The sequence below is a fragment of the Nostoc sp. CmiVER01 genome (assembly GCF_034531135.2).
In the GTDB taxonomy this organism is placed as follows: Bacteria; Cyanobacteriota; Cyanobacteriia; order Cyanobacteriales; family Nostocaceae; genus Nostoc.
In genome coordinates, this window is the sequence record NZ_JAVRBU020000015.1 from 222,992 (window position 1) to 235,233 (window position 12,242).

The 12,242-nt window shown below is 42.8% G+C and carries 12 protein-coding genes; 9 read left to right on the plus strand and 3 right to left on the minus strand.

All coding sequences use genetic code 11. From position 1 onward, the window contains the following. Positions 1-2: 2 nt before the first annotated feature. Together RMZ43_RS25680 and RMZ43_RS25685 are read left to right on the plus strand one after the other, a co-directional pair. Positions 3-701, plus strand: a complete 699-nt coding sequence (locus RMZ43_RS25680; RefSeq protein ID WP_322647691.1) for an ExbD/TolR family protein — start codon at positions 3-5, stop codon at positions 699-701. Between the two features lie 272 nt (positions 702-973). Beyond that, complete coding sequence (locus tag RMZ43_RS25685) at positions 974-1,336, plus strand: phage holin family protein (protein ID WP_118165339.1); 363 nt, start codon at positions 974-976, stop codon at positions 1,334-1,336. 82 nt (positions 1,337-1,418) lie between these two features. Here the strand turns inward: RMZ43_RS25685 and psb29 are convergent, their stop codons facing one another. Beyond that, positions 1,419-2,126: a photosystem II biogenesis protein Psp29 gene (gene psb29 / locus RMZ43_RS25690; protein WP_100898608.1), complete on the minus strand. Its 708-nt coding sequence runs from the start codon at positions 2,124-2,126 to the stop codon at positions 1,419-1,421. A 204-nt stretch (positions 2,127-2,330) separates the two neighbouring features. Here psb29 and RMZ43_RS25695 point away from each other — a divergent pair, with 204 nt between their 5' ends. Beyond that, positions 2,331-2,933 carry a chromophore lyase CpcT/CpeT gene (locus tag RMZ43_RS25695; RefSeq protein WP_322647848.1) on the plus strand — a complete coding sequence of 201 codons (603 nt, stop codon included), beginning with the start codon at positions 2,331-2,333 and terminating at the stop codon, positions 2,931-2,933. A gap of 61 nt (positions 2,934-2,994) precedes the next feature. On the opposite strand, the gene RMZ43_RS25700 is transcribed toward RMZ43_RS25695, so the two are convergent. Together RMZ43_RS25700 and hemF are read right to left on the minus strand one after the other, a co-directional pair. Continuing rightward, on the minus strand, positions 2,995-3,363 hold the full coding sequence (locus tag RMZ43_RS25700; RefSeq protein ID WP_012411454.1) for an STAS domain-containing protein: 369 nt from the start codon (positions 3,361-3,363) through the stop codon (positions 2,995-2,997). Positions 3,364-3,618: 255 nt separating this feature from the next. Continuing rightward, complete coding sequence (gene hemF / locus RMZ43_RS25705; protein WP_322652902.1) at positions 3,619-4,671, minus strand: oxygen-dependent coproporphyrinogen oxidase; 1,053 nt, start codon at positions 4,669-4,671, stop codon at positions 3,619-3,621. A 666-nt stretch (positions 4,672-5,337) separates the two neighbouring features. Here hemF and RMZ43_RS25710 point away from each other — a divergent pair. The 6 genes from RMZ43_RS25710 (at position 5,338) to RMZ43_RS25735 (ending at position 11,930) form a co-directional block, all read left to right on the plus strand. Next, positions 5,338-5,862 carry an SRPBCC family protein gene (locus RMZ43_RS25710; protein WP_322652903.1) on the plus strand — a complete coding sequence of 175 codons (525 nt, stop codon included), beginning with the start codon at positions 5,338-5,340 and terminating at the stop codon, positions 5,860-5,862. 226 nt (positions 5,863-6,088) lie between these two features. Then, positions 6,089-7,159, plus strand: coding sequence for an Mrp/NBP35 family ATP-binding protein (locus RMZ43_RS25715; RefSeq protein ID WP_322652904.1), 1,071 nt, complete (start codon positions 6,089-6,091; stop codon positions 7,157-7,159). A 173-nt stretch (positions 7,160-7,332) separates the two neighbouring features. Further along, on the plus strand, positions 7,333-8,646 hold the full coding sequence (gene rodA, locus RMZ43_RS25720; RefSeq protein ID WP_322652905.1) for a rod shape-determining protein RodA: 1,314 nt from the start codon (positions 7,333-7,335) through the stop codon (positions 8,644-8,646). Between the two features lie 88 nt (positions 8,647-8,734). Then, positions 8,735-8,932, plus strand: coding sequence for an NAD(P)H dehydrogenase subunit NdhS (locus RMZ43_RS25725; RefSeq protein ID WP_109007085.1), 198 nt, complete (start codon positions 8,735-8,737; stop codon positions 8,930-8,932). A 58-nt stretch (positions 8,933-8,990) separates the two neighbouring features. Next, positions 8,991-9,647, plus strand: a complete 657-nt coding sequence (locus RMZ43_RS25730; protein WP_109007086.1) for an HAS-barrel domain-containing protein — start codon at positions 8,991-8,993, stop codon at positions 9,645-9,647. A 144-nt stretch (positions 9,648-9,791) separates the two neighbouring features. Further along, positions 9,792-11,930, plus strand: coding sequence for a cation:proton antiporter (locus tag RMZ43_RS25735; protein WP_322652917.1), 2,139 nt, complete (start codon positions 9,792-9,794; stop codon positions 11,928-11,930). The last annotated feature ends 312 nt before the right edge of the window (positions 11,931-12,242 follow it).

Here is a 12,242-nt window from a genome sequence, read left to right on the forward strand (position 1 = left end):
AAATGAAAGTTAATCTACATACCCCAATTGAAGAAGTCCAAATTCAAATCATCCCTTTAATAGATGTTGTTTTTTGTATTCTGACGTTTTTTTTATTAGCGGCATTACAATTTACGCGCCAACAGGCAATAAATGTTGATTTGCCTAAAGCCAGCGCCAGTTCAGTATCTGGAATAACATCACAAAGTGGAAGTCTGATTGTAACTATCGATGCTGTTGGCAATACTTACATAGAAAAACAGCCTGTACAACGGGATGATTTAGGAGCCAGGTTAAAACAGTATCTTCAAGCAAACCCTAGTGCTGTTGTGGTGCTGAATGCTTCGCGGACAGCAACTTATAATGATGTGATTGAGACATTGGATTTGCTACGGCAAGTAGGAGGCGATCGCGTTTCTTTAGGAATTATTCCTGGCCCATCTCAATCACCCACAAACTCACTTAACCAGCCTAATATCCCCTCTTTCCCAATCGATCCTGGTGCAGCACCAATACCCACAACCGCACCAGTTCCAGGCATCAATCCCGAAGGGAATCTTACCCCAAGATTTCCCTCAGCACCCAATCCTGTGCCTCTTCCTGGCATAACTCAGCCTCCAACTGGACAAAGTATTAGTCCTATCAATCCTGGTATTTCCAACCCACCAGCATCCCAAGCGCCTGTAGCACCTAAACAAACTCAACCTAATCCCAAAAGATGAGATAGGGGCATGGGGAAGAGGCAGAGGGGCAGGGAGCAGGGAGCAAAGGGGAAAGAGGTAATTTTATATTCTTCCCCTACTCCCTACTCGCCACTCCCCACTCCCTACTTCCCTTCAAACTTTTCCCAAACCTAAAGATATCTGAAATAAAATTCCGTTAGAGAAAAATATCCTGCTAATTTATAAATAATTGGTTGAGCTTTAAAGATTTTTTCACCGAGAAACTGAAGTAATTTATCACCAATTGCCATTCACGTTTCAGGGGTTGTGGCATGAATATTGTGACGCTTTTAATTGTTTGGTTAGTAACAGCTATTAGCCTGTTGATAATTAGTAAATTACCTTTAGGAGTTGAAATTGATACTCCTGGTAAAGCCTTCCTTTCTGCCGCAGTGCTTGGTATCGTGACGGCAATAGTCAGACCGATTTTAAGCCTCGTTTTTGCAGTACCAAATTTACTCACATTGGACTTGCTATCCAGCATTTTCACATTTATGATTGCAGTGGTTTGTTTTAGTATTGCTGCTTGGTTAGTTGAGGGCTTTCGCTTACGTTACGGTATTTGGAGCGCCGTTATTGGAGCATTTGCGCTGACTATAATTAACAGCTTAATCTACAAATTATTGGGCGTCTAAAATTAAAAGTTAAGAGTTAAGAGTTAGGAGTTATTAATAATTTCTCACTCATAACTCCTAACTCATCACTGCAAAATTCTAACTATTCGTTGGAACTTGGGGGAGCAACGGGGGTAGTTGATTGTTGTTTACGTTGTTCGCGTTTTTTGCGATCGGCAGAGAGCATATCTGCCATAACTATTAGCGCTTGTGCCATCTTCTCTAGGTTAGAACGATATAGCTCCAAATCCTTGTTGAGTTTGTCATCAGAAAGGTGCAAGCCAGCAGCGATCGCTTTTAGCGCCTCCGTGAGTTGCTTTTCATCTTTGACTAATTCAGGATCTGATTGTTCTAACAACGAAAATACACCAATTGCGAACAAACGGTTGTATTTAAAGTTAGGATTGTTGGCGATCGCTTGCAGTTGTGCTTGCAAGTCACCATCTCGATCTAAAAAAGTAGTTTGGCCTAGCCACCCAATTAAATCTTTAACTGGCAAACCTTTAGCTACAGCTTGCAATCTTTCAGCATCTTGTCGATAGCGTTGCGGATCTTGTTCCATAGCCCGACATAGGGCATTAAAAATTGATTCTTGATCCCGTTCTGGTTCATAGCCTTGCATGAAGCGGTCAAAAGTAGTGACGACGCCCAAGGCATAAATTGAATTGTAGCTAAAATCGATATTTACTGACAGCAGATGCATTTCCACCATCAATTCTTCCACTACCCGACGATAAATAGTGTTGATCGGACGGGTATGAAGATTGTAAAAAGTTCGTTTTGTATCAGAGACAGTACGGACGTTGTTCACAAAGAAAATGTTAAGGGCGACGTATCTTTATTTTCTCGCTTAAAGGCTACTTTGCCAAGTTTAGCTTTTGACTGGTGACGGTTTCATTTACAATGTAGAGAAATCAAAAGTATTTTATAAGCTAGTAGCCATAAGGGATTAAGACCCTTTCCGCTAAAAAACTAGCCCAAAATACTTATTCTTAATGATTTTTTTATCGTGTCTATGAACTTCTCGCCACAGTTAATTGCTTTGGGTGAGTATCTAGCTGGTGAATTTGATAATCAGGAACAAGCCATAGGAGAACCAATTTGGTATGTCCACCTCCGGCTGTGGCAAAGACCAATTAATCTGTTCACAGAAGATAGCATCACCCTGTTTGCCGAGCAAGCTAATGTTATTAATCTAGATAAACCTTACCGCCAGCGAATTATGCGATTGCGCCAAGGCAGCAATGACACATCTCTGGAAGTACAATACTACATGCCTCAAGATCCAGGCGCATTAATAGGCGCAGGCAATAACCCTGCTTTACTTAAGACACTGACATCCGAAAAATTAGATTTACTACCAGGTTGTATCCTAAAAGTTGCTCAGGAAACTCTAGCTGGCGATCGCTATAAATTTACCGCTACTGCGCCACCAGAAACTCGTTGTAGCTTTACTTATCTTGGCAATAGCATCAATGTTTCCCTCGGTTTTGAAGCTACTGCGGCAGAATTTCACAGCTACGACAAAGGAATCGATCCAGCAACCGGAAACGCAACTTGGGGAGCGATTATGGGGCCTTATCGCTATACCAAGCGAAACCAGTATTCAATAACATAAAGTTATAAGTCATGAATATAAGTTATGAATTTTGAACTAACTCCTCACTCCTAACTCTTTATTAGCTAGCGATGCTCCGAGGTACACCTTCTAAAGCTTCCTCTTCTGTTTCAAAGATTTCAAAGACAGTATCCATCATCGTCACTTCAAACACGAGTTTGGCTTCTGGATGTACATTACAGATACGGAAACTGCCCTTAACTTTATCAGCATCACGCATCCCAGCAACCAAAGATGTGAGACCAGAACTATCAATAAAATTTACCTGAGCCAGATTTACAACTACATGGCGGCTGAGTTTAGAAATACACTCTTGTAACTTTAGCCGAAATTGCCAAGCAGTAGTAATGTCTAGGCGACCTGCTGGTGTCAGGACAATAACGGTATTTCCGTCTTGGGTTGTATAAGTTTTTTGGTCTATATGAATCACTGAAGGCCTCCCCGTGACATTTTTCTAAAGATTAACTAGTTACAGAATTTTTTAATACTGCCACTTGAGGTTAACAAGCTATAGCTAAAATTGTCACCTTTTTTTGCTAAGTGCTTAACTTTTGTAATTGAACTCAGCAAAATTGTGGGGAGGGGGAAGTGGGGGCAGTGAGCAAGGGAGAAGATTTTTCCCTTCTGCCCCCCGCACCCCGCCCCTCTGCCTCTTTTCCATGCCCCATGCCCGATTTTCAAGTCACTAATGAGATGATGATGTCGGTGATGTCCAGTTGATCCAATCTTGAGGCTTAAGGAAAGTTTCATACAACTCGGCTTCGGGTGTATTGGGTTCCGGTTGATAGCCGTATTCCCAGCGCACTAAAGGTGGTAGGGACATGAGAATTGATTCGGTGCGTCCGTTGGTTTGTAGACCAAAAATGGTGCCTCGGTCATAAACCAAGTTAAATTCTACATACCGTCCCCGGCGGTAGAGTTGAAAATTCCGTTGGCGATCGCCATATTCCATCCCATTGCGCCGTTCTACAATTGGTACGTAAGCTGGTAAAAATGCTCTACCACAGTCTTGCACAAAAGCAAACAAATCTTCCCAATTGCGGGTTGCTGGTGTTCCCACCTGGTTGCTATAAATAGCTGCTTCCCCATTGGGATTCGGCCCGCGATATAAAGCACCCTCGCCATCTTGGTAATCAAAAAACAAACCACCTACGCCCCGTGTCTCGTCACGATGCTTAAGGTAAAAATATTCATCACACCACCGCTTAAACACAGGGTAATAGTCTGGGTGGTGTTTGTCACAAGCCTGTTTTAACGTTTTGTGCAAATGTGCTGCATCTTCAGCAAAGGGGTAATAAGGTGTCAAGTCAAGACCACCACCAAACCACCACACTGGCCCTGCTTCAAAGTAGCGATAATTTAGATGAACTGTTGGCACGTATGGATTACGAGGATGTAACACCATTGAAGTGCCTGTGGCATAAAAGCCATGCCCTGCGGCTTCAGGGCGTTGGGCTAAAATTGAGGCTGGCAAATGGGAACCCCAAACTTCAGAAAAATTTACACCAGCTTGTTCAAATATTGCACCTTCTCGCAGCACGCGCGATCGCCCTCCGCCCCCTTCTGGGCGTTCCCAACTATCTTCATGAAAATTAGCCACACCATCTAGTTTTGCCAATGGTTCGGTAATTTCGTCTTGCAGTTGTTTCATAAACTGACTGACTCTAGTCTGAGCGTCAGGTGCTGGCAAAGATTTGGATGATGCTGATACAGTTGGTGTTTGCGAGTTGGTCAACATAGATTCCCGAACCTAAAAAATTACAATTTCCAGAAAGCCACAAATTTCTTATCTTAAAATTTGAGGGAAACACGCGCCAAAAATCAAGGTCTATTTGCCCAACCCGCTTTGTCTTACTGGTTAAGCATTTATACGATTGATGGGCATCACTAGAGTTTATTTTCCCTCAAATGCGTATAGGCTTGTATATTGACTGAGTTTTTTTTGAAATTCTTAATTGGAACATTCTGGTATAAACACTAGACTTTAGTCGTAACCTTGAATTACCAAGGGTAAAACTTGCCCTGCTCAAAACTTCTTTGCCATATTACTTATATTATCTGTTAGTGTCTGTACCGAATAAAGGCTTGCTATGTTCAGTGCATTTCTGAGAAAGTTTTAATTTAGGCAGGACTTAGGCAAACAATAGTCAAAAAGAATAAGTTTCTTCTTAGGGTAATACCCTGCAAGAAGCCCTCCGGGTTCGGGGGTGACGCTCGATGACTCGCTAACGCTGCGCTATCGCAACCGACGGGAACCGCCAAGACTGCGACCCCCTCACCGCTTTGCGTCTACATGAGTTGCCCCTGAGTGTATATAATTTTGCGTAAGTCCTATTAGGGTTTGAGGGTAGTTGCCTACAATACCAGAGTTACCAGAAAGTGTCTAGCGAGGAGGATTAGGAAAATGCAAGGTTGGTTATCCAAATTCATCCACCGCAAACGTCGTCGGTTTTGCGCTTCTCTGGTGCGGACGTATCGAGAGATAAGTTCTGCTTCTGTTGATGAACTGTGGCAAAAAGTCGCTGATTTAACTGATGTTTCCTGGCATCCACTACTAAAAAGCACTAACGTGCCCTACGGATTAGTACCCAAACCAGGATTAATTTTTCATGCTGTAACACGCTTTTCGCCGATTCCCATCCGAATTTTTGTGGAGCGCGTTAATCATAAGGAGATGTTGAGTATCCGAGTGATGGCGATTCCTGGCATAGAAGAACGGGTGACTTATCAAGTAGAGTCAACGGTTTGTGGTACTTGTTTGTCTTATTCAGTAACACTACGGGGTTGGTTATCGCCCCTCATTTGGTCTTTATCCCGTCCTTATGCAGACCGTGTAGCCCGGTCTTTAGTAGAAGCAGTAGAAAAGACGGCATTACCAACGGTATCTGGTAAGAAAAAATCCCTTAATGATAGTTGTTTGGATTTTTAGGTAATGGGAACAAGGAGAATAACCTATACCTAATGACGAATGACAAATGACAAATGACCAATGTCCAAAGAAAGTTAAGATTCTATTAGGTGATAATGCAATTTGCTAAGTTTTATTACGTCATTGACAGTGAAAACACTAAGCTGACCTTACTGAAGAAAGCATCTAGTTAATAGCTAAGATGTTCGCCACAAGTGTATTTATTCATTTTGAATTTTAAATTTTTATGTACGATGTCCTCGATTCTCGTTCTGTCTTAGAAGTGTTGCGACCAGTGGAAGACCCAGAACTCCGCAAAAGTCTGGTGGAACTGAATATGATTCGCAACGTGAAAATTGACGGTGGCAAAGTTAGTTTTACTTTAGTGTTAACCACTCCTGCCTGTCCTTTACGTGAATTTATCGTTGAAGACTGTAAAAAAGCTGTCAAAAAACTCCCAGGCGTTACAGATGTCAGCATAGAAGTGACGGCAGAAACACCGCAACAAAAAAGTTTACCTGACCGCACTGGCATTTCTGGAGTAAAAAATATCATTGCTGTTTCCAGTGGCAAAGGTGGCGTTGGTAAAAGTACGGTGGCGGTGAATGTAGCAGTGGCTCTAGCTCAAACTGGGGCAAAAGTCGGTTTACTAGATGCTGATATTTACGGCCCTAATGACCCCACTATGCTGGGGCTGGCTGATGCCCAAATTACTATGCGTTCCAGTCAAACAGGTGACATCCTAGAACCTGCTTTTAATCACGGCGTCAAATTAGTTTCAATGGGCTTTTTGATTGACCGAGATCAGCCAGTAATTTGGCGGGGGCCTATGCTCAATGGTGTAATTCGCCAGTTTCTCTATCAAGTGCAATGGGGAGAACTGGACTATTTAATTGTAGATATGCCACCGGGAACCGGAGATGCTCAGTTAACTTTAACCCAAGCAGTGCCGATGGCAGGGGCAGTAATTGTTACCACACCGCAAAATGTAGCCCTATTAGATTCTCGCAAGGGATTGCGGATGTTCCAACAGATGAATGTCCCGGTATTGGGGATCGTGGAAAATATGAGTTATTTTATCCCCCCCGATCAACCAGATAAGCAGTATGACATCTTTGGTTCCGGTGGTGGCTCTAAAACAGCAGCAGAATTAGGAGTGCCATTGTTGGGTTGCGTACCGCTAGAAATTTCTACACGAGTTGGCGGTGACAGTGGTGTGCCAATAGTTGTTGGTGATCCAGATTCAGCTTCAGCAAAAGCATTAACAGCGATCGCTCTTACCATTGCTGGTAAAGTATCAGTTGCTGCTCTGACATAATTAATTTTAATTTCTATCTGCTTCCTGGGCTATGTCTTGGGAATACTAAGGATTGGGGAGTCGGGAAGAAGTAGGGGAGCAAGGGAGAAGAATTTTCCCCTCTGCACCCTGCCCCCCGCCCCTCTGCCTCTTTTCAATTCCCAACAATTAAAGCTAAAGTCTAAACTTACACAATGTTATTAAAACGATCGCTCCCCAAAATTCGCTGGAAGTCTTGGGTTAAGCCTTGGCAGAATGTAGATTGGCTACTATTTTGTTTGCCGATTGCTATCAGTATCTTTGGCGGCGTTATGATTCTCAGTACGGAACTGAAGCAGCCAGTAACTGACTGGTGGTGGCACTGGATCGTAGCGGGTATCGGCGTGCTTATAGCCCTGTTTTTAGCTCGCATCCGTTATGAACTCTTGATGCAGTGGCACTGGGTAACTTATGCACTAACAAACTTCAGCTTAATTGCCGTGATGATTGCTGGTACTAGCGCCAAAGGAGCACAAAGGTGGATTCCTATTGCTGGTTTCAATGTCCAACCCTCAGAATTTGCCAAAATCGGCATGATCATCACCTTAGCAGCTTTGCTGCACAGGCGCACTGCTTCTAGCCTCGAAGGCGTTTTCCGTGTTCTGGCAATCACTGCTATACCTTGGGGATTAGTATTTTTGCAGCCAGATTTAGCAACATCACTAGTATTTGGTGCGATCGTTTTAGGAATGCTTTACTGGGCAAATGCTAACCCAGGCTGGCTAATTCTGATGATTTCTCCTGTGGTTGCTGCCATTTTGTTTAGTATATCTTGGCCTTTATCAGAGCCAATAGTTTTATTTAAAGAACTATCTTTTGGCCCATTAGGAATAGTTTGGTCATTTGCAATGGCTATTGTAGGCTGGCAAACTCTTCCCTGGCGTCGATTTGGTTTAGGTGCTATTGGTGCATGGACTTTCAATATACTAGGTGGCGAATTAGGAGTCTTCGCTTGGAACCATGTTTTAAAAGAGTATCAAAAAGATCGGCTAACTGTATTCATGAACCCGGATCACGATCCACTCGGTGCTGGATATCACTTAATCCAATCTCGTATTGCTATTGGTGCTGGTGAAATTTGGGGATGGGGTCTGTTCAAGGGGCCAATGACGCAACTGAATTTCGTACCTGAACAGCATACAGACTTTATTTTTTCCGCAGTGGGCGAAGAATTCGGTTTTGTTGGTTGTTTGGTAGTGCTGTTTGCCTTCTGCTTAATTTGCTTCCGTCTACTGCATATTGCCCAAACTGCCAAAGATAACTTTGGTTCTTTGTTGGCTATTGGCGTTTTGTCCATGATTGTGTTTCAGCTAATTGTCAACGTTGGCATGACAGTTGGTTTAGCGCCTGTAGCAGGCATTCCCCTACCTTGGATGAGTTATGGACGTTCTGCGATGCTGACCAACTTCATTTCCTTAGGAATAGTAGAATCAGTAGCGAATTTTCGCCAGAGGCAGAAGTATTATTGATTTGTCATTAGTCCTTTATTATTTGCTAATGACAAATGACTAATAAGAAGTATTAAGCTATTAAAAGGAAACAAGCGAGGCTAAAAACATGATTCTGCCTGGAGCAACTGTTCGCGTCAAGAATCCCGCAGATACCTATTATCGCTACGAAGGACTCGTGCAACGACTGACCGATGGCAAAGTAGCCGTATTATTTGAAGGTGGTAACTGGGATAAATTAATTACCTTTCGCCTGAGCGAATTGGAACTTGTAGAAACCACAGCCGGACGTAAAAAAGCCAAATAAGATTAGTCATTAGTCATTTGGTAAAAACAAATGACTAATGACTAATGACTAAATTACTATGCGCCTCCCCTTACCACAGTTTGCAACTGGCGATCGCCATCCCAACCACATTGCGGAGGTGATTGAAACTACTAGTACTGAGTTTTTAGCTCAGTGTTTGGAACCAGACGATTTGAGCTTTCCCTCCATGCCACCCTTTGGTAGTTGGGTCTGCTCTGTAGATGAAGAATCGGGCAATCAAGTTTATGCAGTGGTGTATTATGCTACAACTATGCCTATAGATTCCGTACATCGGGCTAGAGCTTTGGGGTTATCATTGCAAGACTTACGCGAAGAACAACCCCAGATATTTGCCATGCTCAGAACAGAATTTAGAGCTGCGATCGTTGGATTTGAGCAATCTTCCCAGAATCGAGGTTATAACCAAAGAATATATCAATATCTACCACCGCGTCCCCCGCAAATTCATCAAGCCGTTTATCGGTGCGAACCAGAAGCAATCATTAAATTTACTGAAGAACTAGATTTTTTGCGGACACTGCTTTGTATTAACGGTGCGCCAGTAGAGTCTTTGGCCGCAGCTGCCATTCGAGATATATACCAGTTACGCAAAGCTGACCGAGAATGGCTAATTAAAGCTGGACGTAGCTTAAGTGTGCTACTCAAAGACGACTACGATCGCTTACGGTTCATTTTGAGTCAAATCCATCCGTAGGTAGTTAGTTCACAGACAATTGCCTAGTTAGTGTAAATTAATATATTTGATTTTTTCTCAGGTAGCTTTTCTATTTATTTATATCGATTAAGCGATCGCCCCAAGGGAATCGCAGTTTTACTATAGCCCCTTCATTCCTACATGATGGAACTCATATCACAAGTTCTTGCTCTGGAGCCAACTTCCCAAGTTCTTGGCAAGGAACCAATTGTTCCCTTTGCTATTTTGCTGGTGGTCATCTTAGTTATACCGATCATGTTTGAGCGACTAAGATTACCAGGATTAGTGGGTTTGGTTTTCTCAGGGCTAGTACTCGGCCCCTCAGGCTGGAATCTATTTCAGTCGGACTCGCCGATGGTTAACTTGCTATCAGACATTGGGTTAATTTACTTGCTGTTTGTCGCAGGGCTAGAAGTTGACCTAGAGCAGTTTCGTCGGCAAAAAAGTCGTGCCTTCGGGTTTGCTAGCTTAACTTTCACTGTACCCCTGGTGATGGGAACTTTAGTAGGACTAATTTTAGGCTATGGCTGGAATACTTCAATATTAGTTGGCTCTTTATTTGCTTCCTATACTCTTTTGGCATATCCCATAATCAGCCGTTTGGGAGTGAGCAATAACGAAGCTGTTACGGTCACTATTGGAGCTAAGATTTTTACAGATATTGGCGCAGTGCTGATCTTAGCCGTTTGTGTAGGCGTCGCTCATGCTGGAGCATTCACCTTTGCGAAACTACTCAGCTTGTCAGGTTGGTTAATTATTTACTCTGTTGCCGTTGTGACAGGCTTTGATTGGACAGGCAAAGAATTTTTCAAACGGTCTGGAGACGACGAAGGAAACAAGTTTTTGTTTGTGTTACTTTCTGTGTTTCTAGCGGCTGTGGGCGCTCAATTGATTGGGATAGAGAAAATTGTTGGTGCGTTTTTAGCGGGTTTGGCGGTAAATGAAGTTGTAGGGGAAGGCCCAGTCAAACAAAAAATGGTATTTATTGGCAGTGTGCTATTCATACCCATTTTCTTTGTTGACCTTGGCTTAACGATCAATCTATCCGCCTTTGTGAACAGCCTAGCTACGCTCAAGTTAACACTGTTGATGATAGTCGGTTTGATTGTCAGTAAATTGATAGCAGCTTTTTTTACAAAACTGATTTACCGCTACAACTGGCAAGAAATGCTAACTATCTGGTCGCTATCACTTCCCCAGGTTGCTACAACTTTAGCAGCAACGTTAGTGGGATACCGAGCTGGGTTGCTGCCACTAGAAGTATTACACAGCGTGATTGTCTTAATGATTGTCACATCAACCTTGGGCCCATTGATCACTAATAAAATAGCTGTTGGTTTGAATTCCTCACCTGCCGAAGATCCAACACCACCCCAACCTGAGCAAAATGCACCAAAAACAGACGGTGCTTTTACTATAGTCGTACCTGTCTATAATCCTCATACTGAGCAGTATTTGATTGAAATGGCAGCATTATTAGCTCGTCAGTGTAAAGGTAAAATTATACCGCTTGCGATCGCTAATGCTACCGCTCAAATGGATGCACCCCAGTTAGAAGCGTCTTTACAACGGAGTGAGCAATTATTAACCAAAGCTACAGTACACAGTCGAGGACTGGGCGTAGCCGCAGAACCAATGCTGCGGATTGATGATGCTTTTGCTCAAGGAATTAGCAGAGCGGCTCGTGAACAAAAGGCTAATTTAATCGTTATGGGTTGGGGTAAACGGACTGGGTTACGAGCGCGTTTATTTGGGAATGTGATTGATGGTGTACTTTGGGCATCTCATTGTCCAGTAGCGGTAACACGTTTAGTAGAATCACCGAAAAAAATTCAGCGCATCTTAGTACCAGTAGAAAATTTAACAGCACCGACATTACAGCCTGTACAATTTGCTCAGATGCTGGCAGAGGCAAATCAGAGCCACATTACTGTACTAAATGTGTGCGATCGCCGCACTAGTTCTAGTAAAATTGCTTGGAGGCGATCGCATCTCTCCCTATTGGTATCTCAATTAGCTTTGACCAATGCCCCAGAAATTCAAATTATCGCTCATGAGAATGTTGCCCAAGCAATTTTGCAGGCAGCACGATTATATGATTTAGTAGTTTTACCTTTTATACGTAATCGTACCAGCCCTGGAGGATTAGCCATTAGCGATGTCACAACTCAGTTAGCCAGACAACTCACCTGCTCCATTATCATGCTTGGAGAACCGCAACGCACTCAAACTACAAATTTAGTTATGTCTAAAACGGTTACTAGTATTACCTCTGCTGTATGATATGAGGCATTCAGTCCATTCACATGGACTTAGGCTGCGTTGGTGTAGTCCATAGGAGGCATCGCATTGACAATAAACTTTGCAACAAATGAATCATCCGTAGGGGCATATAGATGTATGTCCTAACAAACTTATGTATTTATAGCAAGAATATTCTGAAATGATATAAGTCTCTGCACTGAAATAAAGGGCAGAATGTTGGTAAATCCGACAACTTGAGTATTGTACAAATATGGGTAATTGTAAGACCTTGAACTGTGGAAAGTGTCAACTTATTGCTGCATCCAACTGAAAACAGTAGTATTCATAAAA